The sequence below is a fragment of the Sphingomonas faeni genome (assembly GCF_040407565.1).
Classification (GTDB): domain Bacteria; phylum Pseudomonadota; class Alphaproteobacteria; order Sphingomonadales; family Sphingomonadaceae; genus Sphingomonas; species Sphingomonas faeni_F.
In genome coordinates, this window is the sequence record NZ_JAPZPR010000001.1 from 531,292 (window position 1) to 556,657 (window position 25,366).

Annotated in this window: 23 protein-coding genes; 6 read left to right on the top strand and 17 right to left on the bottom strand. The window is 65.3% G+C overall.

What is annotated here, in order from left to right:
- The first annotated feature begins 93 nt into the window (after positions 1 to 93).
- Positions 94 to 1,410: an Nramp family divalent metal transporter gene (locus tag O6Y00_RS02255; RefSeq protein ID WP_353441018.1), complete on the top strand. Its 1,317-nt coding sequence runs from the start codon at positions 94 to 96 to the stop codon at positions 1,408 to 1,410.
- On the opposite strand, the gene O6Y00_RS02260 is transcribed toward O6Y00_RS02255, so the two are convergent.
- The 4 genes from O6Y00_RS02260 to O6Y00_RS02275 all read right to left on the bottom strand — a co-directional run bounded on the left by O6Y00_RS02260 (position 1,407) and on the right by O6Y00_RS02275 (position 7,900).
- Positions 1,407 to 2,924: a lipopolysaccharide biosynthesis protein gene (locus tag O6Y00_RS02260; protein WP_353441019.1), complete on the bottom strand. Its 1,518-nt coding sequence runs from the start codon at positions 2,922 to 2,924 to the stop codon at positions 1,407 to 1,409. The two genes, O6Y00_RS02255 and O6Y00_RS02260, sit on opposite strands and share 4 nt — an antisense overlap.
- A gap of 133 nt (positions 2,925 to 3,057) precedes the next feature.
- Entirely contained in the window at positions 3,058 to 5,832 is a 2,775-nt protein-coding gene (gene polA, locus O6Y00_RS02265; RefSeq protein WP_353441020.1) for a DNA polymerase I, read from the bottom strand.
- A gap of 349 nt (positions 5,833 to 6,181) precedes the next feature.
- Positions 6,182 to 7,138, bottom strand: coding sequence for an isopenicillin N synthase family dioxygenase (locus O6Y00_RS02270; protein ID WP_353441021.1), 957 nt, complete (start codon positions 7,136 to 7,138; stop codon positions 6,182 to 6,184).
- 249 nt (positions 7,139 to 7,387) lie between these two features.
- Complete coding sequence (locus O6Y00_RS02275) at positions 7,388 to 7,900, bottom strand: hypothetical protein (protein ID WP_353441022.1); 513 nt, start codon at positions 7,898 to 7,900, stop codon at positions 7,388 to 7,390.
- 104 nt (positions 7,901 to 8,004) lie between these two features.
- Here O6Y00_RS02275 and O6Y00_RS02280 point away from each other — a divergent pair, with 104 nt between their 5' ends.
- Entirely contained in the window at positions 8,005 to 9,264 is a 1,260-nt protein-coding gene (locus O6Y00_RS02280) for a multidrug effflux MFS transporter (RefSeq protein WP_353441023.1), read from the top strand.
- 79 nt (positions 9,265 to 9,343) lie between these two features.
- Positions 9,344 to 9,685: a DNA primase gene (locus O6Y00_RS02285; protein WP_353441024.1), complete on the top strand. Its 342-nt coding sequence runs from the start codon at positions 9,344 to 9,346 to the stop codon at positions 9,683 to 9,685.
- A 122-nt stretch (positions 9,686 to 9,807) separates the two neighbouring features.
- Here O6Y00_RS02285 and O6Y00_RS02290 read toward each other — a convergent pair whose 3' ends face one another.
- A complete protein-coding gene (locus O6Y00_RS02290; RefSeq protein WP_353441025.1) occupies positions 9,808 to 10,107 on the bottom strand; it encodes a hypothetical protein in 300 nt (99 codons plus the stop codon).
- A 199-nt stretch (positions 10,108 to 10,306) separates the two neighbouring features.
- Here O6Y00_RS02290 and O6Y00_RS02295 point away from each other — a divergent pair, with 199 nt between their 5' ends.
- Entirely contained in the window at positions 10,307 to 10,978 is a 672-nt protein-coding gene (locus tag O6Y00_RS02295) for an opacity protein (RefSeq protein WP_353441026.1), read from the top strand.
- 612 nt (positions 10,979 to 11,590) lie between these two features.
- The gene (locus O6Y00_RS02300) at positions 11,591 to 12,373 is read left to right on the top strand and encodes a thermonuclease family protein (protein WP_353441027.1); all 783 of its coding nucleotides are present in this window, start codon (positions 11,591 to 11,593) and stop codon (positions 12,371 to 12,373) included.
- Here the strand turns inward: O6Y00_RS02300 and O6Y00_RS02305 are convergent.
- The 7 genes from O6Y00_RS02305 to O6Y00_RS02335 all read right to left on the bottom strand — a co-directional run bounded on the left by O6Y00_RS02305 (position 12,360) and on the right by O6Y00_RS02335 (position 15,921).
- A complete protein-coding gene (locus O6Y00_RS02305) occupies positions 12,360 to 12,824 on the bottom strand; it encodes a hypothetical protein (RefSeq protein WP_353441028.1) in 465 nt (154 codons plus the stop codon). The genes O6Y00_RS02300 and O6Y00_RS02305 overlap by 14 nt on opposite strands.
- Positions 12,825 to 12,828: 4 nt before the next feature.
- On the bottom strand, positions 12,829 to 13,377 hold the full coding sequence (locus O6Y00_RS02310) for a hypothetical protein (protein WP_060527256.1): 549 nt from the start codon (positions 13,375 to 13,377) through the stop codon (positions 12,829 to 12,831).
- Between the two features lie 280 nt (positions 13,378 to 13,657).
- A complete protein-coding gene (locus tag O6Y00_RS02315) occupies positions 13,658 to 13,903 on the bottom strand; it encodes a DNA-binding protein (protein ID WP_353441029.1) in 246 nt (81 codons plus the stop codon).
- On the bottom strand, positions 13,900 to 14,214 hold the full coding sequence (locus O6Y00_RS02320) for a type II toxin-antitoxin system RelE/ParE family toxin (RefSeq protein WP_353441030.1): 315 nt from the start codon (positions 14,212 to 14,214) through the stop codon (positions 13,900 to 13,902). Before O6Y00_RS02320 ends, O6Y00_RS02315 begins: the two co-directional genes overlap by 4 nt.
- Before the next feature lie 150 nt (positions 14,215 to 14,364).
- The gene (locus tag O6Y00_RS02325) at positions 14,365 to 15,417 is read right to left on the bottom strand and encodes a ribonucleotide-diphosphate reductase subunit beta (protein WP_056060836.1); all 1,053 of its coding nucleotides are present in this window, start codon (positions 15,415 to 15,417) and stop codon (positions 14,365 to 14,367) included.
- A 17-nt stretch (positions 15,418 to 15,434) separates the two neighbouring features.
- A complete protein-coding gene (locus O6Y00_RS02330; RefSeq protein WP_353441031.1) occupies positions 15,435 to 15,629 on the bottom strand; it encodes a hypothetical protein in 195 nt (64 codons plus the stop codon).
- 88 nt (positions 15,630 to 15,717) lie between these two features.
- On the bottom strand, positions 15,718 to 15,921 hold the full coding sequence (locus O6Y00_RS02335) for a hypothetical protein (RefSeq protein ID WP_132736349.1): 204 nt from the start codon (positions 15,919 to 15,921) through the stop codon (positions 15,718 to 15,720).
- A 56-nt stretch (positions 15,922 to 15,977) separates the two neighbouring features.
- Between O6Y00_RS02335 and O6Y00_RS02340 the strand changes: the two genes are divergently transcribed.
- Positions 15,978 to 16,238 carry a DUF2171 domain-containing protein gene (locus O6Y00_RS02340; protein ID WP_353441032.1) on the top strand — a complete coding sequence of 87 codons (261 nt, stop codon included), beginning with the start codon at positions 15,978 to 15,980 and terminating at the stop codon, positions 16,236 to 16,238.
- A 71-nt stretch (positions 16,239 to 16,309) separates the two neighbouring features.
- Here the strand turns inward: O6Y00_RS02340 and O6Y00_RS02345 are convergent, their stop codons facing one another.
- The 5 genes from O6Y00_RS02345 to O6Y00_RS02365 form a co-directional block, all read right to left on the bottom strand.
- Positions 16,310 to 16,747, bottom strand: a complete 438-nt coding sequence (locus O6Y00_RS02345; RefSeq protein WP_353441033.1) for an endonuclease domain-containing protein — start codon at positions 16,745 to 16,747, stop codon at positions 16,310 to 16,312.
- A 153-nt stretch (positions 16,748 to 16,900) separates the two neighbouring features.
- Complete coding sequence (locus O6Y00_RS02350) at positions 16,901 to 18,787, bottom strand: ribonucleoside-diphosphate reductase subunit alpha (RefSeq protein WP_435368571.1); 1,887 nt, start codon at positions 18,785 to 18,787, stop codon at positions 16,901 to 16,903.
- Between the two features lie 767 nt (positions 18,788 to 19,554).
- On the bottom strand, positions 19,555 to 21,660 hold the full coding sequence (locus O6Y00_RS02355; protein WP_353441035.1) for an ATP-binding protein: 2,106 nt from the start codon (positions 21,658 to 21,660) through the stop codon (positions 19,555 to 19,557).
- Between the two features lie 105 nt (positions 21,661 to 21,765).
- Positions 21,766 to 22,491, bottom strand: a complete 726-nt coding sequence (locus O6Y00_RS02360) for a haloacid dehalogenase type II (RefSeq protein WP_353441036.1) — start codon at positions 22,489 to 22,491, stop codon at positions 21,766 to 21,768.
- Positions 22,492 to 22,665: 174 nt separating this feature from the next.
- Positions 22,666 to 25,320 carry an EAL domain-containing protein gene (locus tag O6Y00_RS02365; protein ID WP_353441037.1) on the bottom strand — a complete coding sequence of 885 codons (2,655 nt, stop codon included), beginning with the start codon at positions 25,318 to 25,320 and terminating at the stop codon, positions 22,666 to 22,668.
- Positions 25,321 to 25,366 lie beyond the last annotated feature (46 nt).

Sequence of the window (25,366 nt, forward strand, 5' to 3'; positions counted from 1 at the left end):
CGCTGGAGTGACGGGACGGAGGTGAGTGCATTGTCACCCGTCTCGCCAGCCACGCCTTGTCGCCTCTCCCTCGTTCCGGCAAAGCACCCCCCGATGTCAGCCCCCAATCTCCCCGCGTCCGGCTTCGCCAACTCGCTCGCCGAGAGTCACCGCACCGTCGTCGTCCCCGAAGGCGCGTCGTTCTGGCGTCGCCTGTTCGCGTTCGTGGGCCCCGGCTATCTCGTCGCAGTCGGTTATATGGACCCCGGCAACTGGGCGACCGACATTGCCGGCGGCTCCGCGTTTAGTTACACGTTGCTGTCCGTCGTCCTGCTGTCGAACCTGATGGCGATGGTCCTGCAAGCGCTCTCCGCGCGCCTCGGCATCGTCGCAGGGCTAGACCTCGCCCAGGCCTGCCGCGCGCAGTATTCGAAGCCGGTCTCGGTCGCGCTCTGGTTCCTGTGCGAGATCGCGATCATTGCCTGCGACCTCGCCGAAGTGCTCGGCACCGCGATCGCGCTGAAGCTGCTGTTCGGGCTGCCGTTGGTCTACGGCGTCGTCCTGACCGCGCTGGACGTGTTCCTGATCCTTGCGCTGCAACGCTTCGGCTTCCGCAAGCTGGAGGCGTTCGTCGTCGCGTTGCTCGTGATCATCGCCGGCTGCTTCATCTTCGAACTGTTCCTGGCGCGACCCGAATGGGCGGGCGTGCTCGGCGGGCTCGTGCCGACGACGCAGATCGTCACCAACCCGGCGATGCTCTACATCGCGATCGGCATCCTCGGCGCGACCGTGATGCCGCACAATCTGTACCTGCACTCGTCGATCGTCCAGACGCGCGCGTTCGCCAAGGACACCGCCGGCAAGCGCGACGCGATCACGATGGCGACGATCGACGGCACCGTGGCGCTGGGGCTGGCGTTCTTCATCAACGCGGCGATCCTGATCCTCGCGGCGGCGACCTTCCACGTCGCTGGCCGCACCGATGTCGCCGAGATCGACCAGGCGTACGAGCTACTCGCCCCGATGCTCGGCATGGGCGCGGCGAGTGTGCTGTTCGCGGTCGCGCTGCTCGCGTCGGGGCAGAACTCGACGGTGACCGGCACGCTCGCCGGCCAGATCGTAATGGAGGGTTTCCTCAACCTGCGCATGCCGGTCTGGGCGCGGCGGCTGGTGACACGGGCGCTCGCGATCATCCCGGCAGTGTTTGTGGTCGGTGCATCGGGCGATGCTGGCGCGACGAAGCTGCTGGTGCTCAGCCAGGTCGTGCTCAGCCTGCAACTCCCGTTCGCGGTCGTGCCGCTCGTCAAGTTCACCGGCGACCGCACGATCATGGGCGACCTAGTCAGCCCGGTCTGGCTGAAGATCCTCGCCTGGGTGATCGCCGCGGTGATCATCGGGCTGAACGGCACGCTGCTGTACGGGATGCTCTAGGCGACCGGCGCGCCCGCGTTGGGCAGGGCGGCGTCATCGGCTTTCGGCTTCTTGGCGAACAGCGCGCGGTCGGCGGGGCCGAACGCGTATTTCCACAGGATGTAGAGATAGGTCGCGGCGATCGCGGGTTCGCCAATCGCGAGTTCGACCCATTCGTAACGCTTGGGGAGTGCGGTGAACCCCGCCCCGACGACGATCGCGGCGAGCGCAGCCCATACCAGCGGCCAGCGCCACGGCGACACGTTCGCGCCGAGCAGATGGCCAAGCAGCTTCGACTTGATGATCGAGGTTAGGCCTACCGACAGCATCAGCGCGATCGCCGGGCCGGCCGCTTGGTAATTGACCGGATAGCCTAGCGCTCGGATCGTGAAGATCAGTGCGAAGCTGAGGCCGACTTGGAATGCGAGCATCGCCGCCGAGATCATCAGGTTGCGGTGGCGGGCGATGTAGACAAGCGCGGATTCGCTGACCGCGCCGGTCGAGGCGAGCACTTCGGCGGTCAGCAGGAACGCGAGGGCGGCGGTGCCGGCGACGAACTGCGGGCCGACCACGCCCATCACCGCTTCGCCGGGGATCGAGCCCATTAGTGCGAGGCCCCCTTGCGCGGCCATGATCCAGAACGCGACTTGCCGCACCTGGTTGGCGATGGCCGCACGGTCGTTGATCGCGAGGCTGTGGGTGATGACGGGTCCGAGGATCGGGTCGAAGCTGGTCTTCAATTTCTGCGGCAGGCTCGCGACCTGTTGCGCCATGTAATAGATGCCGACGACCTTGGGCTCGAACATCACGCCGAGGATGAAGCGGTCGACGTTGCGGCTGCCCCATTCGAGGATGTCGGCGCCGGCGAGCGGCACGTTCGCGCGGGCGAGCGCGTAGAGCGGGCGTAAATGCGGCGACCAGCCACGGGGGATGCCGTAGCTACGCAGGAACGGCACAAGGCTGGCGATCAGCGCCGCGGTCATCGACGCGACGTAGCTGAGCACGAGGCCGTCGCGGATCGTGAAATAGGAGAACGCCCAGGCGGCGATCGATATCGTCCAGGGCTCGACGACTGCGCGGGCGGTGACGGCGGCCTTGACGTTGAGGCGGTAGGCGAGCGCGGCGAGGCTGACGTCCGACCAGGCGATCGCGACGATGATCAGCGGCAGGAACCGGTCGAGCCCGGTGATCGCGCTGTTCGGATACATGATCTGCGGGAACGTACAGAGTACCGCGCTGGCGATGAGCGACGCGATGAACGCGACTGCCATCGCGTCCCACACGACGTTGGCGTGCGGGCGGTCGGCGCTGCTGAGCGCTTGGGCGAGACCACGCTTCAGGCCGAGCGTTGCGAGGAGTGCGGCGAGTTCGACGACCACGACCGCGATCGCGAACCGGCCGACGAGGTCAGGGCCGTAGATGCGGCCGGCGATGAACAGGAACGGGATACGCGCGGCGAGGCGGAGGACGAAGCCGGCAATGTTGGTCCGACCGCCCTTGGCGAGCGTGTCGATATCCTGCGTGGCCTCGGTCACTCTTCCCCCCTCCCTGGAAGGGAGGGGTAGGGGGTGGGCTGGCCCGTGAGGTTCGGTTGCGCCTGCCTCGAGCCGACCCACCCCCGGCCCCTCCCTTCCAGGGAGGGGGGAAGGTTTTCGGGCATCGACTGGATCAATGCGCCGCGCCCCAGCTGACGCCGGTGCCGATCTCGATACCGAGGGGTACGTCGAGCGTAACCGCAGGTTGCGCGGCGTTGGCCATGACGCGTTCGATAACGGGCTTGGCCGCGGCGACGTCACCTTCCGGCAGTTCGAACACGAGTTCGTCGTGGACCTGGAGGAGCATGCGGACATTGGGCAGACCCGCTTCGAGCAGCGCCGGCCCCATCCGCACCATCGCGCGCTTGATGATGTCGGCGCTCGTCCCCTGGATCGGCGCATTGATCGCCGCGCGCTCCGCGCCCTGGCGTTCGTGCTGGATCTTCGAGCGGATGCGCGGGAAGTGGGTTTTGCGCCCGAACAGCGTGGTGGTGAAGCCGCTCGCGCGGACGCTTTCGGTGGTCTCGACGATATAGTTGGAGATACCGGGGAAGCGGTCGAAATAGCGGTCGATCATCGCCTGTGCCTCGTCCGCCGAAACGTCGAGGCGACCGGCGAGGCCCCAGCGCGAGATGCCGTAGAGGATCGCGAAGTTGATCGTCTTCGCGCGGCCGCGGGTGTCGCGGTTGACCTCGCCGAACAGCTCCTGCGCGGTGAGGCTGTGGATGTCGTCGCCGTTCGCGAACGCGGCCTTCAGCGCGGGGACGTTCGCCATATGCGCCGCCAGCCGCAGTTCGATCTGCGAGTAATCGGCGGCGAGGATGACGTTGCCGGGCTCGGCCACGAACGCGTCGCGGATCTGGCGGCCGATCTCGGTACGGATCGGGATGTTCTGGAGATTGGGATCGGTCGACGACAGCCGCCCGGTCTGCGCACCGGTCAGCGAGTAGGACGTGTGCACGCGGCCCGTCGCCGGGTTGATCTGCGCCTGCAACGCATCGGTGTAGGTCGATTTCAGCTTCGACAATTGCCGCCAGTCGAGGACCTTCCTCGCGATCACTGCTCCGGGCGAGTCCTTGTCCGCCGCGATCCGCTCGAGTTCGTTGACGTCGGTCGAATAGACGCCGGACTTGCCTTTGCGGCCGCCCTTGATGCCCATCTTCTCGAACAGCACGTCGCCCAATTGCTTGGGGCTGCCGATCGTGAACGGCGCGCCGGCGAGCGCGTGGATTTCGGTTTCGAGGCTCGCCATCTGGCCGGCGAACTCGGTCGAGAGTTTCGACAGTTTGGCGGCGTCGACCTTGATCCCGTGCATCTCCATCTGCGCGATGACAGGGACGAGCGGGCGGTCGACCATTTCGTACACGCGCGTCGAGCCCTCCGCGGGCAGGCGGCGCTTGAACCGGCGCCACAGCCGCAGCGTAACGTCGGCGTCCTCGGCGGCGTAGCGCGTGGCGGCCTTCAGGTCGATTTCGTTGAAGGTCCGCTGCGTTTTGCCGGTGCCGACGATGTCCTTGAACGCGATGCAGCTGTGCGAGAGATGCGTGGCGGCGAGTTCGTCCATGCCGTGACCGTGCAGCCCGGCGTCGAGATCGAAGCTCATCACGATCGTGTCGTCGAACGGCGCGATCTGCACGCCGCCGGTCGACGCATAGGCGCGGCCGAGGACGATCATGTCGTATTTGAGGTTGTGGCCGATCTTCAGGACGCTCGGATCCTCTAGCAACGGCTTCAGTTTCTCTAGCACGAGCGCACGGTCGAGCTGGACCGGGTTTTCCGCGAGCAAATCCGTCCCGCCATGCGCGATAGGTACGTAGCAGGCGAGGTTCGGATGCAACGCCATGCTCACGCCGACGAGATCGGCGCGTGTCGCGTCGATCCCGGTGGTCTCGGTGTCGATCGCGATCCAGCCCTGGTGTTTCGCCACCGTGATCCAGCGATCGAGCGCGGCTTCGTCGACGACGGTTTCATAGTCGTCGTGCTTGCAGGGCTCGTCCTCGTCGAACTCGGCGGTGCTTGCCGGTTCCGCGACGGGGGCTTCGGCGACCGCGGAGAGCTTGGCGATCAGCGACTTGAAGCCGTGATGTTCGAGGAACGCACGCAAGGGCGCGTCGGGGATACCCTTGAGTTCGAGATCTTCGAGCGGCTCGGGCAGCGCGACGTCGCATTTGAGCGTGACGAGGACCTTCGACAGGCGCGCCATCTCGGCGTGCTCGATCAGATTGTCGCGCAGCTTGCCCTTCTTCATGCCGTCGGCAGCCGCCAGCACGGATTCGAGATCGCCGTGTTCGAGGATCAGTTTTGCCGCGGTCTTGGGGCCGACGCCGGGGACGCCGGGGACGTTGTCGACGCTGTCGCCCATCAGCGCGAGCACGTCGCCGAGCTGCGCGGGCGAAACGCCGTGGAATTTCTCCGCGACATGCTCCGCGCCGAGCCGGCGGTTGTTCATCGTGTCGTACATGTCGAGGCCGGGCTCGATCAGCTGCATCAGATCCTTGTCGGAACTGACGATCGTGACTTCCCAACCTTGCGCGAGCGCGGCCTTTGCGTAGCACGCGATGATGTCGTCGGCTTCGAGTCCTTCGGTCTCGATGCACGGCAGCGAGAAGGCGCGCGTGGCGTCGCGGATCATCGGGAACTGGGGGACGAGATCCTCGGGCGGCGGCGGACGCTGCGCCTTGTACTTGTCGTAGAGATCGTTGCGGAAGGTCTTCGACGACTTGTCGAGGATGACCGCCATGTGCGTGGGGCCGTCGGCGGCGTGGACCTCGTCTGCGAGCTTCCACAGCATCGTCGTATAGCCATACACCGCGCCGACCGGCTCGCCATGCTTGTTGGTGAGCGGCGGCAGCCGGTGATAGGCGCGGAAGATATAGCCGGAGCCGTCGACGAGATAGAGATGGGGCATCGCGCGCGGTCTAGCGGATGCGGGGGCGCGCACCAATGGGCGAAGCGTGGTTGTTGGGTATCAGGTGGGGAGAAAAGCGGTGGGGGATGACCCGCGCTCTATCTTTCCCGAGAGATACACCACCCCGGCGGAGGCCGGGGCCCAGTTGGGGGACGGCGATAACATAGCGGTGCGCGTCGTCACGACCACCTTTCCAACTGGGCCCCGGCCTCCGCCGGGGTGGTGCAATGGTCAGGGCCAACGCGTCCTTGTTCTCCCGCGAAGGCGGAAGCCCAGTCTGGGTCCCCGCCTTCGCGGGGAAACATGCTTCTTCGATTCGAGAGGAAGTATAAGCGCGGTTGAAGCCCTCCTACTTCTTGATCAGCCCGATCTCGACGAGGCGCTCGTACAAATAATCATGCGCGGTGATCGGGGTCGGATAGCGGTTCGCATTGTCCGGCGTGATCGTGCCCGGCAGCGTCTCGATCAGGAAGTCCGGCGCGGGGTGCAGGAAGAACGGCATCGAATAGCGCGAATGACCGCGGCGCTCGGGTGGCGGGTTGACGACGCGGTGCGTGGTCGAGGGCAGCACGTTGTTGGTCAGCCGCTGGAGCATGTCGCCGACATTGACGACCATCGCGCCCTCGGGCGGCTTGATCGACAGCCAGCGGCCGTTGGCGCGGTCGAGCAGTTCGAGGCCGGCTTCCTCAGCACCGAGCAGCAGCGTGATGAGGTTGATATCCTCATGTGCGCCGGCGCGGACGCCTTCCGCATCGGCGGGGATCGGGGGGTAATGCAGCAAACGAAGGATGCTGTTGCCGTCCTTCACCGCTGGATCGAACCAGTCGGGCTTGAGCTTCAGGTGGCGGGCGATCGCCGAGAGCAGCTTGTCGCCGGCGCGGTCGAACGCGGCGAACAGTTCGAGGAAGACCGGCTTGAAACCCTCGGGCCGCGTCGGCCAGACGTTCGGCGCCATCGTGTCCGCGTAACGATGCCCCTCGGGGAGCTCGCGGCCGACGTGCCAGAATTCCTTGAGGTCGACGACCTTGGCGTCCTTGGCGATCTCGGTCTTGAACGGCGTGTAGCCGCGCGCGCCGCCGCCGCCGGGGATGTGGTAGCCGCGCTTCTCGTCCTCGGGGAGGTCGAACAACAGCTTGGTCTCGGTCCAGGCGCGCTCGATCAGGTCGGCGGGGATGCCGTGATCGGCGACGATCGCGAACCCGTAGCGCTCGAACGATTCGCCGAACGCGGCGGCGAAACCATCGGGGTCGGTGTCCTGCGTGGCGAGGCTGAGCGTCGGGACCTGGGCGGCGGGGGTGTCGAGCATGGGGTTCGTGTCCGGATTGGGGGACGCCCGATATAGGGGATTGGCGAGGCGGTGCCAAATGCCTGGGTTAGTGCAGGGCGAGATTTCGATCCTCCCCCGCAAGGGGGAGGTGGCACCGCAGGTGACGGAGGGGGAGGACACGGTGCACACGTTGCGCATGCCTCCCCCTCCGTCTGGCAAGCGCCAGCCACCTCCCCCTGGCGGGGGAGGATTGCAGTCCGCCGGCCTGGCATGACGGAAGGTTGAGCCTCAGCCGCTGATGACGATCGTGCCGGTCGCCTTGTCCTTGCCGTCGGGGGCGAGCTCCAGGCGGAAGGGTTTGTTCTCGTCGGTGGTGCCGATCAGGTTCGCGCCTTCAGCATGCACCTGATAGCCGACCTTGGCGAGCCGCTGGGCGAACCAGTCGCGGACGATCGTGGGGGTGGCTGGGCTGGCGAAGGCGACGCGCAACCCGCCCGCCTTGTCGTCGCCGACGATGTTGAGCGTCTTGATCGACGACCCCGGATATAGCCGCACGCCGTTGAGATCGAAATTGCCCGTGTCGATCTTGATCTTCGGCAGCTTCACCGAACCCTGGAAGCCGGGCACGTCGATCTTCATCTCGCCGGTCTCGCCGTTGATCGCGCCAAGCACGTTGCCGCCATCGGCGTTGATCGAGACCGACGCGCCCTCGTTCGAGCGATTGCAGCCGGACAGCGCAAGAATGCCGACGGTGACCAGAAACAGGGGGCGGAACATGAGGATCTCCCGGGTGTATTGCATCCACAATACAGATAGGGCTGACGGTGCGATCGGGCAATCCCCTACGGTAAGCGCCGGTTAGCGGGTTTCGCGCGACGGCCCGAGCGGGTAAGGGCGCTGGCATCATGTCTATCCAGGATCCCCAATCCGACGCGCCGGCGATGCGCGGCGCGCCGATCGGCTTTGTCGAATTCGTCGCGCTCGTCGCCTCGCTGATGTCGCTGACCGCACTCGGCATCGACTCCATGCTGCCAGCATTGCCGGCGATCGGCGACTCGCTCGGTGTCGTCAGCGACAACAGCCGGCAATATGTCGTCACCGCGTTCGTCGTCGGGTTCGGTGTCGCGCAATTGGTCCACGGGCCGCTGGCTGACCGGTTCGGGCGGCGCACGGTGTTGCTGTGGTCGCTCGGCCTGTACGTGATCGCCAACATCCTGTGCGCGACTGCGGGCAGTTTCGCGATGTTGCTCGCGGCGCGCGTCGCCGGCGGGGCGGTGATCGCGGCCGCGCGGGTCGCGACGATCGCGCTGGTCCGCGATTGCTATCACGGGCGGGCGATGGCGCGGGTGATGTCGATCGCGTTCATGGTGTTCATGATCGTGCCGATCCTGGCGCCGACGTTCGGCTGGACGGTGCTCCAGTTCGGCGACTGGCGCGCGATCTTCTGGACGGTCGCGGTGCTGACGCTGGGCGTGCTGGTCTGGTTCTACCTGCGGATGCCCGAGACGCTCGCACCCGAGAACGTCCTGCCGATCACGCCGGGGCGGATCCTGAGCGACTGGCGGCAGACGCTCGGCGATCGCAATTCGCTCGGCTACACGCTCGCCTCGACCGCGCTGATGGGCGCGCTGTACGGGTATCTCAATTCGATCCAGCAGATCATGGCGGACGTGTTCCACAAGCCGACGCTGCTCGCGCTGATCTTCGCGACGACGTCGGTGACGATGGCGGCGTGCAACCTGCTCAACTCGCGGATCGTGATGCGGCTGGGGACTCGGTTGATCAGCCACGGCGCGCTGTCGGTGCTGATCCTGGTGTCGCTGGTCCATCTGTTCGCGATCGAGATCGGGTTCGAGACGCTGGTCAGTTTCGCCGTATTCCAGGCGCTGACGCTCGGCTGTTTCGGGCTCGCGACGTCGAACTTCTCGGCGATGGCGATGGAGAATATGGGGCGGATCGCCGGGACTGCGTCGAGCGTGCAGGGATTCCTGAGCGTCACCGTCGGTGCGGTGTTCGGCGCGCTGATCGGGCAGGCCTTCAACGGCACGACGGTGCCACTGGTCGGCGGGTTCCTGCTCGCAGGGTTGGCGGCGCTGGTCGCCATTCTCGTGACCGAACGCGGCCGGCTGTTCCGGCCGGCGTCGACGGCGCCGGTCCGCGCTTGAAGGAACCACCGCGCACGTCCACCGTTCGCTTCCGGTAAGCCTGCATATCGCGGGCGTCCTGGAACGAGGGAGTGTGACCATGGGCGGACATCAGGTGCCGAGTGCCGGTTCGGGCGACGACGGCTATGACGAAGAAGGCTATGACGAGAGCCAGCGCGCGGAAATTCTCGAAGCCACGCGTAGCGGCCCGACCGACGGCATCATCCTGACCGATCTCGACCCCGATCTCGGCGAGAACGACGTCGACGACGAGTCGATCGACGAGACCAAGATGGACTCGGAAGACGTCGGCGAGACCGACTCGTCCGTCACGATGGACGAAGCCGACATGGACGAGGACGACGTTCAGGACGAGCTGGACGATGGCAGCATCGATGACGACGATCTCGACGATGCGGACGACATCGCGCTGAAGCCCTGAGCACTGACGCGTCGTACTCCCGCCGATCGTCTGTTGAAGGACGATCGGCGGAGACGTGACGGACCAGGCTCGATCGGGCGACCGAGCTGTCGCCGGGGGCAAGCGAGCGGGTCGCGGTGCCGTCAGTTACCGATATTGGCAAGTACAGCGAGATCGTTGGCGTCGAACTCGGCGCCCGTGGCGTCTTGCCCGACAATTGCCTTGGCGCCCGGTTTCGGCGCGGGCTCCGGCGAGTCCGACGCGACGTCATACGCCGTCCACACGATTCCGGCCGCCCAGAACAGCGCCGCCCACCGGCTTCGGAACAGTCGCGAAAATCCCATGATCGATGGTTGCACGGACTCCGTTCGGGTCGCGTGAACATTCGTGCTTAACGCGGACGCGGAATGCATTGCGCCGATATTCCGCTGCAATTTCGCCATCAATGCCCTTGAATTGCCGCGCTTCGTTCATCCAAACGTCAGGAACCGTTGCTGCAACGCAACACTTCGGTAGAGTTCCACGGCACGTATCTTTTTTATGCAACAAACCGCCCGCCAACCGGTTTCGACTTGCCTGGACCAAGCCGACGCACCGTGCAGTCGGGGGCCCACGCAACACACGATATAAGGTCAAATCTTCATGCGTAAGCTTTCCCTGGCAGTCGCCCTCGCCGCCGCAACGCTCGCAGTTCCCGCATTCGCGCAGGACATGTCGGCACCGGCGCCTGCTCCTGCCGACAACAGCGCGGCAATGGGCGAAGCCGCCGCACCGGACGGCTCGAAGGCGTTCGGCATCGAGCCGTATTTCGGCATCATGGGCGGTTGGGAGCAGTTCGACAACGAGCGCGGCCACGGCATCCCGCAGGCTGTGAACGCCAACGGCACGCTCCGTAACAACTACAAGCCATCGGGTTCGCTGGTGCAGGGCGTCGTCGGCGTCAACATCCCGCTCGGCCCCGTGTTCATCGGTGCAGAAGGCAACGCGATCAAGGGCATCGAAGGCAACATCGATTGGGAATATGGCGCAGCAGGCCGGTTCGGCTTCCGCGCTGGCGACAGCGGCATCATCTACGGCAAGGTCGGCTACCAGTGGGTCAATTTCGACCATTTCTCGGGTCGTTCGAACATGGTCGCAGACACCGGTCGTGATTACAGCGCGATCACCTACGGCATCGGCGCAGAAGTCGGTCCGCAGAGCATCGGCCTGAAGGGCATCACCGGCAACGCCGGCTTCCGCATCCGCGCCGAGGTCAACACCTTCGGCGACGCGCAGAGCCTGCGTCCGATGCTCGGCGTCATCACGCACTTCTAAGCCTTTGCCTCACGCGAGGTAAAAGCTGGACGCGTAACGGGGGCGGGGAGTGGCTAGGGCCATTTCCCGCCCTTCGTGCGTCTGAGAGCGTCCCGGTTTCACGGCTCGCAATCGATTGGTCAGCGCGCGTTTCATCGCGGATTCGACCGAGCCTGGACGGCGCGCGAGAGTGGACGAAGTTCGAATGCCGGCGCGGTCGTGCAGATCGCGGGGCGCGCCGCGACCGGCCGTTCGGGATGCTAATCGATGCTGGTTCACGATGCATCCGATCACGGCCTGGCCACTGTAGGACCGTGGTTTCGCCCTTGTCCTCCAAACTATGCATCGACCGGGACGCATCGCGGTGGTGCTTTAGGAACGGGCGATCGTTCAGGCCGCTATGGCCTGGCTGGACGTCTGGTCGGGGTGGCAATCGCGAGCGTGAGCCCAGTGTGCTGCGACAACCCCGCAGTGACACTTCCGGGCGATCGCGTCCGGGATACGCGTCCTGTCGATGTTCACGATGCGTTCGCCTTGTTTCCGACTCCGGCTACCGCAACTGCCGCTATCACGAGGTGACATCGTCGCGCGCGCGCGTACGCGCGACGGACGATGGAGTATGTGTTTGATTTCATGCGGTTGCTGAGTGGCGACCGCGCAGGCGCCACGCGTGGTCGCGGCGGGGCGGGGCGGAGTGCCGCGCCGGGCGTGCTGCTGCAGCTCCGCCTGGTCTTCTACGGCGTGCTGCTCGGGCTGATGATGCCGGTGATCCGCCAGATCGACTGGTCGGCGCTGGTGCCGCCTGGATTGAAGATCGAATGGCCGACCGGGTTCGGCATCGCCTGGCCCGCCGGGCATCTGCGCGTGCCGGGTGGCTGGGGTTGGGGGGCGGATGCGGCCAAGGCGGAGGCGTCGGCCGCGGCTGCCGGATCGGCGACCACGGCCGGTGCCCCCACCACTGCCACCGGCGCGCTGGCGACCGCGGCGGGCGTCGCCAGTGCGGCGACGACCGTTGCGGCGGCGGCGTCCGCGCTGTCGGGCGGCAAGGCGGTGTCCGCGCGCTTCACGATCTGCGGCCACGCCAAGCGGATCGACTGCATGGTCGACGGCGACACGTTCTGGATGGCGGGCACCAAGATCCGCATCGCCGACATCGACACGCCGGAAACCCACCCGCCGCGCTGCGCCCGCGAAGCGCGCCTGGGGCAGGCGGCGACGGTGAAGATGCAGGCGCTGCTCAACGCCGGCCCCTTCACGCTGACCCCGATCAAGCGCGACGTCGACCGCTACGGCCGCAAGCTGCGTATCGTCGAGCGGGGCGGGGAGTCATTGGGGGCGATGCTGGTCCGCCACGGACTCGCGCGTCACTATGGCGGTGGCAAACGGTCCGGGTGGTGCGCGATCAGCCCGGTGTAAGCGCCAGCGGTATCTGGTCCGACCAGAGTTTGCCGGCCCACATGCTGCCGCCATCAAGCGAGAAGCATAATTGCCCTCGTCGATCGGCAACGTCGTCGAAGATCGCCACGTAGCTGGCCGGCGAAGAGGGGCGGGGCCGGCGTTGAACGCGACCATCGTCGCGAAGATAGCCTGCCCGCTGGGCCGCGACCTCGCTCGCCAAGGTGTCGCCGCTGCGGCAGTCCGACAACTTTGCTCTGATGAACCCGGCACGCTTGCGCTTCAGTATCGCCTCGACCGGGGTCGGTGTCGAGAAGATGACCACGATCCGTGGCGGTGCGGTAGTGCGACGAGCGTTCTCTACTGTCAGTCCGGAAATGGGTCCCCAAGGGAACAGCAAGGCGATTGCTATCACCAGCGCCGCCGCCAGCAATGCCAGCGCTACAGCTACGATACGTGCGACACGCGCCATGCGACTAGACGCCATGGCCGCCGAGCAGCGACTTTCCGCTGATACCGTTCGAGGTGGAAGTTCGCATCATTTGCGAGAACGCACCATGGGTCGCGTCCGCCGTCAAGGCATAGGTGGGAGCGCCCGGTTGGCCCGATGCGGGTGGGGGCGGGTATTTGCCGCCAAGGCTTGCGATCGTATCGTCGGTCGAGCGGTTCCCTTCGGACGGTTCCGCTCGAACGTTTAGCCAGGTGAGGCAGCGTCCGCTGATTGTTGTCCAAGCAGGTCGAAACCGGCCGACCGGATCGATGCTGATCAACGTGTTGACCGGGCGCCCACGCTGGATTGCGGAAAATGCGGTATCAGCGCCGTAGCTATGACCGATCACTGTGATGAAGCTGCCCTTTGCAGCGTTTTCTAGCGTAGAAACGATTCCGCTACCGGCAGTCCAGCTGAAATACGGACATTGATACGTCGGATTGCTCTTGCGGTATTGCTCCGCATAGCTTTCGACGATGTGACTGAACCAGTCGTCGCCGCCACCTCCGATGAAGATTTTGTAGACGTCTGGCATCGTTGCGTTCTCCCATGGACGTGGTGCCGTCAGTGACTTCAGCGAGTCAAGCCGCTGCTGTGCGGTCGAGCGCGAAATACGCGGGATCGGCGATTGGCCGCGTCATGACGGTGGCGTGTGCGATGAGATCGGCGGCGCACCAGACCGCCGCAGCGCTGTCCGAAATACGAGCTGCAGGCGGTCGTCACTAACCACGGCGGCGTACGAGCTTGACTCTATCGAGGTTTGCACCGGCGACCATCTCCAGCGGTAACAGGTCGAGGCCGCATCTGGTATGGGATTACGCTGCTTTTGCGGTCAGTTCGAGGCCGAGAGCCTTTAGCGTTCGGATGACCGAGTCTAGCGCGATATCGGGTTGGGGCGTGGGCTGTTCGGCGATACCGCGGACCTTTGCCACGTCGGCGAGCGCAGCGGCGATCAACACTGGGTCGCCATCTTCGAAAACCGCATCGAGATAGGCGAGGATCGCGGCATCGCTGTCGAGGTGGTCGGTGGCGTTCCAGCCTGTCGTTTCGACGGCCATCATTTGGACTCCCAAGCCTTGGCGATATCGCGTGCACGCTCAATATCCGCGCTTTGCTGGGATTTGTCACCTCCCGTCAGTAGGAGAACCAGGGTGGCGCCGCGTCGCGCGATATAGACGCGGTAACCAGGACCGTAGTCGATGCGGAGTTCGCCGATGCCGCCACCGAGCGATTTAATGTCCCCGAACTGGCCGAGCGAGAGGCGGCGGATGCGTACGGTAATCCGGGCCTTGGCGCGGATGTCGCGGACATCTGTAAACCAGCGGGTGAAGATTGCCGTCTGGCGGATCTCGATGGGGATCTGGTCATCCATGACTTTCCAGTCCCCAACGATTTACGAGTATTAAGCTTCATGGCGGGCATGGGCAAAGCCCATGCCGTCGGACGGCGCCTGTAGCGCCGCCGGCCGGTCGCGCCGCGGGGAGCGGGGTTTAGCTTTCGCTAAACCCTCGCGCGGTGCGACTTACTCTGCTGCAACCGAGTCGCTGAACATGTCCCGAACCTCACTCAGGTCCACATTCGCCGCAGGCCCCTTCTTCGCGGTCTGGCGCTTGTCGAACGAGTCCCAGACGTCGTTCCACTGGCCCTTGGTTGCGGCCTTCGAATATTCGGTGGCGCGCTGTTCGAAGAAGTTGGCGTGCTCGACGCCGTTGAGCATCGGGGCGAGCCAGGGCAGCGGGTGCTCGTCGATCATGTAGATCGGCTTCAGGCCAAGCTGCGTCATGCGCCAGTCGGCGATGAAGCGGATGTACTTCTTGATCTCCTTGGGGGTCATGCCGTTGACCGGGCCCATCTCGAAGGCGAGATCGATGAAATTGTCCTCGAGGCGGATCGTCGTCTGGCAGACGTCCGCGATGTCGTCCTTGACCGCCTTGGTCAGGCACTGGCGCTCCTGACAGAAGGTGTGGAACATCTTGATGATGCCCTCGCAGTGGAGGCTCTCGTCGCGGATCGACCAGGTGACGATCTGGCCCATGCCCTTCATCTTGTTGAAGCGCGGGAAGTTCATCAGCATCGCGAACGACGCGAACAGCTGGACGCCCTCGGTGAAGCCACCGAACATGGCGAGCGTGCGCGCGATGTCCTCGTCGTTGTCGACGGTGAACTGCTGCATGTAGTCATGCTTTTCCTTCATCTCGGCATATTCGAGGAAGGCGCCGTACTCGCTCTCGGGCATGCCGATGGTGTCGAGCAGATGGCTGTAGGCGGCGATGTGGACCGTCTCCATGTTGCTGAACGAGGTCAGCATCATCTTGATCTCGGTCGGCTTGAACACGCGGCCATACTTTTCGTGGTAGCAATCCTGCACCTCGACGTCGGCCTGCGTGAAGAAGCGGAAGATCTGCGTGAGCAGGTTGCGCTCGTGGTCGCTGAGCTTCTGCGCCCAATCGCGGCAATCCTCGCCCAGGGGCACTTCCTCGGGGAGCCAGTGAAGCTGCTGCTGGCGCTTCCAGAACTCGAACGCCCAGGGGTATTCGAAGGGCTTGTACTGCTTGGAGGCGTGAAGGAGGGACATGGGGTAAGCCTTTCGGACTAAAAAACGAAGAGAAGGATAAGAGCGATCGCGCCGATGGCGGCGATGATGAAGGCGGTGCGGCGCTGGCTTTCGCGCGTGGGGTAGGCGGCGTTGACGCGCCCGGCCTGCGCGTCGCGTTCGCGCATCCGGTCGCCGAAGACGAGGATCGCCACGCCGCCGAGCAGGGCGATCGTGCCGCCGATGCCCATCATGAGCTTTGCTATGCTTTCCATGTCGGGGCTTCCTCGTGGAGGCGCGCGGGATGGCCGCGGTCGCGTGAAGGACAATCGACGAACGCGGTCATGTTTCCGTGCTCCACTGCCACATCGCGGCGGCGGACATGGCGAGGACGATCGCGCCGGAGGTGAGCATGATGCCGATCATGCGGAACGCGTAGGTCTGTTGCTCGGTGATGCTCGGGCTGCGCAAACGGAGCAGCATCGCGGTGCCGACGATTCCGAGCACGCCTGCGACCACGAACATGATAGCTGAACCATACGTCATGCGACCAACTCGCCCGGCGCGCGTTCAGCACCCGAACCCAACACAGGAGAACGACCATGGTCGATGCAACCAAGATCCAGGAACATGCCGAAGTCATCGGCGCGGACGGCGTCCATGTCGGCACCGTCGACAAGGTCGAAGGCAACCGCATCAAGCTGACCAAGAAGGACTCGGGTCCGCAGGTCGTCGAGGGCACGGGCAGCCATGAAGGGCATCATCACTTCATCTCGCTCGGGCTGGTCGCGGATATCGAGGACGGCAAGGTCCGGCTTTCCGCCAACGCCGACGTGGCGGTGACGTTCGAAGAAGAAGAGTGAGGCGCTAAATCCCTCTCCCTTTGGGAGAGGGAGGTAGGTCCGCAGGACCGGAAGGGTGAGGGCGTTCTGGGTCATACCAGGGCGCTCTTTTCTTTTGCGTGGTCGTATTGGTCGCCCTCAACCTTCCCACAAGGCTGCGCCGCGCGGGCCCGTTCCTTCTCCCGGAGGGAGAAGGAGATCTGGGTTAGGATGCCTTCCAAGTTGGTCATGACGTCTGGGTTTCCGAAGCGGAGGACATTGTAGCCCTCGTGCTTGAGGAACTGCGTGCGGCGGGTGTCGTAGTCGTCGGCTTGTGCGTGCGTGTCGCCATCGACTTCGATGATGAGCTTGGCGGTGAAGCACAGGATGTCGGCGTAGAACGGACCGACCTGTGCCTGGTGGCGCCATTTCAGGTCGGGGAACGCTTCACGCAGGCCACGAAGCAGGCGCTTTTCAGGGGCGCTCGCGTTGCGGCGAAGGGCTCGCGCGCGGAGCACGGTGCCGGACTGCTTATTGTCGTAGAGACGCATGGCCATCCTCACCCTTCCGCGGCTTCGCCGCTCCCTCCCTCTCCCAGAGGGAGAGGGGCTTCACACCTCTCCCTCTGGGAGAGGGAGGGGCCCATTGCATCGGCAATGGGAGGGTGAGAGTGGCGCACCTTGCATCACCTCGCCCGTTTTACCTCACTGGCAGGCAAGGCACTCATCGTAATCCTTCGACTCGACGTCGATCTGGCGCAGGTCGATGGTGTTGTCCGCCTCGACGCCGCCGGCGAAGCCCGCGCGCTGGACCGACTTCGAGCGGAGGTAGTAGAGCGACTTGATGCCGAGTTCCCATGCGCGGAAGTGGAGCATCAGCAGGTCCCACTTCTCGACGTCGGCGGGGATGAACAGGTTGAGCGACTGCGCCTGGTCGATATAGGGCGTGCGATCGGCGGCGAGTTCGAGCAGCCAGCGCTGGTCGATCTCGAACGACGTCTTGTAGCAATCCTTTTCCTCGACCGAGAGGAAGTCGAGATGCTGGACCGAACCGCCCTGCTCGAGGATCGAGTTCCACACCGCGTCGCTGTTCTTCGACTTCTCGCTCAGCAGCTTCTCGAGATACGGGTTCTTGATCGAGAAGCTGCCGGACAGCGTCTTGTGCGTGTAGATGTTCGCCGGGATCGGCTCGATGCACGCCGACGTGCCGCCGCAGATGATCGAGATCGACGCCGTGGGCGCGATCGCCATCTTGCAGCTGAACCGCTCCATCGCGCCGACGTCGGCGGCATCGGGGCAGGGGCCGCGCTCGATCGCGAGCTGCATCGAGGCTTCGTTGGCCTGGCTGCTGATGTGCTTGAACATGCGCAGGTTCCACGACTTCGCCATCGCGCCCTCGAACGGGATGCCGCGTGCCTGGAGGAAGCTGTGGAAACCCATCACGCCGAGCCCGACCGAGCGCTCGCGGCCCGCGGAATACGCAGCGCGCTCCATGCCGGGCTCGTGGCGGTCGATGTAATCCTGCAGGACGTTGTCGAGGAAGCGCATGACGTCCTCGATCAGGCCCTTCTCGTCCTTCCACTGATCCCATGTCTCGAGGTTCAGCGACGACAGGCAGCAGACCGCGGTCCGCTCGTTGCCGAGGTGATCCTTGCCGGTCGGCAGCGTGATCTCGGAGCACAGGTTCGAGGTCGAGACCTTGAGGCCGAGCTCGCGGTGATGCTTCGGCATCGCCTTGTTCACGTGATCGGCGAAGACGATGTACGGCTCACCGGTCTGGAGGCGGGTCTCGACGAGCTTCTGGAACAGTGAGCGCGCGTCGACGGTGGCGCGGATCGCCTGGTCCTTCGGCGAGCGCAGGTGCCATTCGTCGCCGTTGCGGACGGCTTCCATGAAGTCGTCGGTGATCAGCACGCCGTGATGGAGGTTGAGCGCCTTGCGGTTGAAATCGCCCGAGGGTTTGCGGATTTCGAGGAATTCCTCGATCTCGGGGTGCGAGACGTCGAGATAGACCGCGGCCGAACCACGGCGAAGCGAGCCCTGGCTGATCGCGAGCGTCAGCGAATCCATGACGCGGACGAACGGGATGATGCCGCTGGTCTTGCCGTTGAGGCCGACCGGCTCGCCGATGCCCCGGACGTTGCCCCAATAGGTGCCGATGCCGCCGCCGCGCGAGGCGAGCCAGACATTCTCGTTCCAGGTGTCGACGATGCCGCCGAGGCTGTCGGGGACCGAGTTGAGGTAGCACGAGATCGGCAGGCCGCGGCCGGTGCCGCCGTTCGAGAGAACGGGGGTGGCGGGCATGAACCAGAGCTTCGAGATCGCGTCGTAGAGGCGCTGCGCGTGGCCAGCGTCGTCGGCGTACGCGGAGGCGACGCGGACGAACAGGTCCTGGTAGCTTTCGCCCGGGAGGAGGTAGCGATCCTTGAGCGTGTCCTTGCCGAATTCGGTCAGCAGCGCGTCGCGGCTGTGATCGACCTCGACCGGGTAGATCTGCGCGCGCACGGAGTGGCTGTCCTGCGCCTGGCGCGGGGCCTTCGGAGCCTCGGCGGCGGGCGTGGCGGTGGTCTGTTCGATCGTGTCTGTGGTCATGTCGCTATCCCGGCTGCTGTCTCTGAAATCCATCGAAACCGCTCCTAGTGTTCTGTATTCGTTCGAATCGGCGTCATGTCGCCATGCTACCATCGGACGGCCCCGAACGGGAGAACAAAAAGTGACCATCGCGGCGGTGGAAGGCGCGCTTATGGTCATATCGCATATGGCTATGCGAGGGTTGTTCTACCAGCGATTGGGTCCGCCCCCGAACGCAACCCCAAGAGATTGTGCCAAAGCGCGAAGAGACGCAAGGGGGTGCGGGGGTGATCGGGGGCTCGGTTCGTCGCGTTCATCGCGGGGTTGGGCGAGCGGGATATTCGCGACGCGTGGACTTCTGCGGGGTTCGCGAAGCGCAAGGGGGCGAAGCGGGAACGAAAAATTATTTAAGGGCGGAAGATGGCAAATGTTGCTTCGAGGAAGGTGTCGGAGTGGGGCACTGGATATGGGGGGCCGCTCTAGTTCCCCCGCGAAGGCGGGGGCCCAGGAACCACGAACGTCGTCCTGCTTGGTTCCTGGACCCCCGCCTTCGCGGGGGAACGGGATGGGGCGTTCTTCCACTTCCAAAACGAGAGCACCACCCCGCCAAAACCTCACCGCCCCGCCAGGACCTAGCCACCCCGCCAAAACCTCACCACCCCGGCGAAGGCCGGGGCCCAGTTGGGGGACGTTGCCAACTGAGCGATGCGTGTCGTTACTGCGACCTTTCCAACTGGGCCCCGGCCTTCGCCGGGGTGGTGGCGATTGGTTGGCGCGTCCTGTCCGCCTCAGCCCTCGATGATCGTCCGGATCTGCGTCGCCAACGCCTCCATCGCGAACGGCTTGGTGATCATCGACATCCCCGGCTCCAGGAAACCCGATGCCAGCGCGGCGTTCTCCGCATAGCCCGTCATGAACAGCACGCGCAGATCTGGGCGCAGCGCACGACCGGCGTCGGCGACTTGCCGCCCGTTCAGGCCGGGCAGGCCGATGTCGGTGACGAGCAGATCCACGCGCTCCATCGTCCGCAGGCGGTCGAGTCCGGCCGGACCGTCATGCGCCTCGACCGCCTGATAGCCGAGTTCGCCCAGCACCTCGACGATCAGCGCGCGAACGACTGAATCGTCTTCGACCACCAGCACGATCTCGCCGTCGTCGGTCGCATGCGCCTGGGTCAGGCCAGGCAGCGCCTCGTCCTGCTCCGCAGCACCGTAGTGGCGCGGCAGGTACAGCTTGATCGTCGTACCCTGGCCGACCTCGCTGTAGATCCTCGCATAGCCTTCGGACTGCCGCGCAAAGCCGTAGATCATCGACAGGCCAAGCCCCGTGCCTTGCCCGATCGGCTTAGTGGTGAAGAATGGTTCGAACGCCTTGGCGATCGTGGCGGCCGACATGCCGGTGCCGGTGTCCGAGACGGAAATGCAGACATAGTGACCCGGCCGGACGTCGCGTTGACTGGCGGCGAAATGGTCGTCGAGCAGCGCGTTGTCGGTTTCGATCGTCAGCTTGCCGCCGTGCGGCATCGCGTCACGCGCGTTGATGACGAGGTTGAGCAGCGAATTTTCGAGCTGGTTGGGATCGCACAACGTGGTCCAGAGACCGGTCGCGAGCACCATTTCCAGTTCGATCTGCTCGCCGATCGTACGGCGCAGCAAATCCTCCAGCGAGGCGACCAACGGGTTGACCTTGACCGGGCGGGGATCGAGCGGCTGGCGACGCGCAAAGGCGAGCAGCCGGTGGGTCAGCGACGCGGCACGGTTGGCGGCGGCGGTTGCGCCGGTGATGAAGCGGTCCAACTCGCCCACCCGCCCCTGTGCGACACGGCGCTGGACGATCTCCAGGCTGCCGGTGATGCCCTGCAGCAGATTGTTGAAGTCATGCGCGATGCCGCCGGTAAGCTGGCCTACCGCCTCCATTTTCTGTGCCTGGCGAAGCGCTTCCTGCGCCTCGACCAGTTCGCGCGTGCGATCGGCGACGCGCTGTTCGAGGTCGGCGTTGAGCGATTGCAGATCACGTTCGAGCATCTTGCGATCGGTGACATCGGCGCCTTCGACGAAGATCCCGACGACCGCACCGCTCGCGTCGCGGATCGGCTGATAGACGAAATCGACGTAGCGATTGTCGATCGGTCCGTCGGATTCGGCCCGGACCGCAAAGAGCATGCCCTGCGCCGTAAACGCCTCTCCGCTGGTGAATACTCCGTCAAGCAGGTCGAGAAACCCCTGTTCGACCGCGTCGGGTAGCGCCTCCGCCACGGTGCGACCCAGTACCTCGCGGTGGCCGATCAGCTTGTCGTAGCCGGGATTGGTCAGCTCGAACCGATGCTCGGGACCGCGCAACATTGCCATGAAGGTCGGTGCCTGCGCGAACATCTGGCCCATCCGCTCGCGCTCGTCGCGCAGCGCGCGTTCGGCCACGACGCTCTCGGTGCTTTCGTAGGTCGAGCAGAACATGCCCGCCACCGCGCCGCTTTCATCGCGGACCGGTGAGTATGAGAAGGTGAACCAGGTCTGCTCGTCATAGCCCTTCCTGTCGGTGACGAGCGGCAGATTCTCGAAATACGACGCCTTGCCGGCCAGTGCGCGGTCGACCAGCGGGCCGATATCCGACCAGAGTTCGGCCCAGACGACGTCGAGCTTGCCGCCGAGCGCGGCAGGATGCTTGTCATGCAGAATGCGCGCGTAATGATCGTTGTAGAGGAAGCCGAGTTCCGGCCCCCAGGCGACGCACATCGCGAATTCGGAGGCGAGCATCAGCGACACGATCGACCGCAGCGATTGCGGCCAGCCCTCGATCGGGCCGAGCGGCGAGCGCGACCAGTCATGCGTGCGCATCATCGCGGCCATCTCGCCGCCGCCGGTCAGGAAATCGGCTTCGGCCGTGTCTGAAGTCATATCAATATCCTGCCGGGTCGCACACCGGGCCGAATTTTACCTCGGCAGGCACGCGATACGGCGCGGTGAAGCCCGTTGCTACCGGTTCGGCGTCGGGTCGGCGGGTCATCGGCACAATTCGTCGGCCAGTTGGGTCAGGCTGGCGACGCTGAAATCCCAGTCCTGCGCCGCGCTCGCGTCGGGCGCGGGGCGGCCGCCATATTCCTGCGGCCGGTCGACATAGGCGGTTTGCAGACCGGCGGCCCGCGCCGCGGCGAGATCGCTGTGGTGCGCCGCGACGAGACAGAGTTCGGCGGGTTCGACGGCGAGCATGCGGGCGGTGGCACGGTAGGATTCGGGGAGCGGCTTGTAGACGCCGCTGACTTCGGCGCCGAGAATGGCGTCCCACGGCAACTGCGCACGGCGAGCCATTGCGAGCATCAGGGCGATGTTGCCGTTGCTGAGCGTGACGACCGGGTAACAGGTCTTCAGGCGGGTGAGACCCTCGACTGAATCCGCCCACGGATCCAGCCGATGCCAGGCATGGGTAAGGTGAACCAGCGTCTCTTCGTCGAATTCGCCGGGATCGATGGCGTGGTGGCGGAGCAGGTCTTCCAGCGCTTCGCGGTGCAGCGTATCGAGGACGACGAACGCCCGACGGCCGCTACGGACCTCTTCGAGCGCCGGCTGATAGCGTTTGCGCCAGCCGTCGGCGAACGCATGCGGATCGATGTCGCTTCGGTGCAGGCGCGCGAGGACGGGGGCGGCGTCGCGCGCAATGCCCGAACGCCAATCGACCACGGTGCCGAACACGTCGAACGCGAGCGCTTTGATCGGGGAGCGGTGAGCCATGGAGGAAAGACGGCAAGCGAGGGTGGTTGGTTCCAGCCACTGCTACAGATACTGTACCATCAGGACCTGTTTGGAACGAAGACGCGCACCGCGGATGATGCGCGCTGGTGCTGCGCAACTGGGGCCCGGCGCCAGCAGGGGGCGAAGCGGATTGCTCCCCCCTCGGCTATCGGATCAGCCGGTGCGGCGGATGCGGGAGGCATACCCCTGGTTCAGCCGCTCCAGGCTGAACGCCTCGTGGAACTCGATCCCGGCCTTGCCGCCGCGCGCCCAGCGGACGCGGGCAGGGGTCATCTGGTCCTCGATCAACTCGATTTGCATCTCGACTCCGTCGGGATTGCCGTCGATCGTGAGGCCGTCGAGCATCGCGCCGGAGGTCGAGATGTCGCGGATGCGCACGTCGCCGCGGACGCCGTCGATCAGGATACGCGCCGAGCGCAGCATCTTGGTGCGCGGCGCGCGGCTGACCTTGAAGCCGCTGGCGGTGGCGACGCCGTCCTCGACGCCCAATTGTCGCAAGGCCTCGTCGGCGCGCACCGGTCGACCATAGACATAGCCCTGGATGTGGCTGCACCCGAGTTCGCGGACGAGGTCGATCTCGTCCTGAATCTCGACGCCTTCCGCGGTCGTCTCCATGCCGAGCGTGTCGGCCAGCGTGACGATCGCCTTGATGATCGCGGCGTTGCGGTTGCCGGCCTCGGCAGCGCCCTTCACGAACGACTGATCGATCTTGATCTTGTCGAACGGCGCGTTGCGTAAGTAGCCAAGCGACGAATAGCCGGTGCCAAAATCGTCGAGCGCGAGGCGGACGCCGACGCCTTTCAGCGCCTTGAACATCTGCTCCGACGACGTCGTCTCGTCGAGGAACACGCCCTCGGTGATCTCCAGCTCCAGCCGACCGGGGGCGATCCCCGACTGCGCCAGCGCGCTGGTGACGAGCGCCGGCAGCACCGGGTTGGCGAACTGGATCGGCGAGACGTTGACCGCGACGCGGACGTTGCCGGGCCAGCGCGCGGCCTCGTTGCACGCGGTCCGCAGCACCCATTCGCCGATCGACTCGATCAGCCCGCATTCCTCCGCGACCGGGATGAAGTCGGCGGGCGAGACGAGGCCGCGGGTCGGATGATCCCAGCGGATCAGCGCTTCATAACCGACGATCCGCGTCGTCTTGGTGCTGACCACGGGCTGGTAGCAGAGGTGGAACGCGCCGGTCGCGACCGCGGTGCGTAGATCGTCTTCGAGCAGCTTGCGCGTCCGCGCGCCGGTCAGCATCGAATCCGAGTAGAAACGATGCACGCCGCGGCCGTCGGCCTTGGCGGCATACAGAGCAAGATCGGCGTTGCGCACCAGCGTCTCCGACGTGGCGCCGTCGTCGGGGGCGATCGCGATCCCGATCGAGCAACCGATCGTGACCGACGTCCCGCTGATGAAATAGGGTTCGGACAGCGACGCGATCACCTCGCGGGCGAGCGCGGCAAGCATCTCCCGATTGTCAATTCCCGGTAGCACGACCTGGAATTCGTCGCCGCCCAGTCGCCCGACCAGTCCCGCATCGGCGATACCGCGCTGCAGCCGCTGCGCCACCTGCTGCAGCAGCGCGTCGCCGGCCTGGTGGCCGAGCGTGTCGTTGACCGCCTTGAACCGATCGAGATCCATCAGGAACAGCGAGGTCGCCCGGTACGGCCCGGTATTCTGCGCCAGCGTCTTGTCGAGCGAAAGCCGCATCCGCTGGCGGTTGGCAAGCCCGGTCAGGCCGTCGAACAGCGCGAGCCGGGTAATCTCCGCCTCGGACTTGCGCTTTTCGGTGAGGTCGCTGCCCGAACCGATGAATCCCTGGAACCTGCCGAGTTCGTCGACCACGGGGCGCCCGGAGATCGACCACCAGCGTTCGCAGGACGCGTCGGCGGCGGCGCAGACCGAATAGTCCGCGAACGAGGTGCGCGACGCGATATGGAAGGCGAGCGTACGCTCGGTGCCGGGCGCATCGCTGTCCATCCGGAACAGCTCGATCAGCGGGCGGCCGATCACGTCGTCGGCGATCCCCAGTTCCCCCGCGACCTTGGCGGAAAGATAGGTCAGGCGGCCTTGGCGATCGGCTTCCCAGAACCAGCCCGCGCCATGGGCTTCGAACTCGGCGATCATGCGAACTGCAAGCCGTCCCTCGCGCGCCTGTTCGGCCCGATCGAGATCCAGCTGATGATCGATCCGGGCGAACCGCTCGGTGACGATCCCGAGGCAGCCGAGCGCCAGGATCGCTACGCCGAACGGCAGGCCGATACCCGACAGAATTGCGACCATCGCGACGGCGCCCACACCGAAGCCGAACGTCGCGGCCCGGAGCGGTTGGACGGCGGCGGCGGTGACGACGAACGCGCCTGCCAGCGCGACGACACTGGCAAGGTGCGACGGGTCCGCCGGCAGATGCGCGATCTGCCACAACAGCGACACCAGGACCGCGGCGATCGCCGCGACGCACGGCATCACGATACGGTTGCGGCGATAGGCGCGCCATCCGCGTGACGCCCCGAGCCGCAGCGTGCTGGCGATCGCCACCGACAGGACTGCAAGGATCGCTGCATGAAGCCCGATCGAGGGAAACAACGCATGGAGCGGCCCGGTGTGCGGGCCAGCGATGCCGACCAGCAACGGTACGGCGCAGGCCAGCATCTGCACCGCGATGGCAAGCGGCCATACCGCCGCCAATTGCGTCAGCGTACGTTCCAGCACCTCCGCCATCTGATCGCGGGAGCTTGCACCCAACCCGAACAGGGCAGGCGAGGGAGATCTATCGCGGGCACGGCGATCGGCAACGGGAAGAGGCGCATACATGCACCCGTTCTGGCTTCAATATCTTGCAGATATCGTAAGATACTGG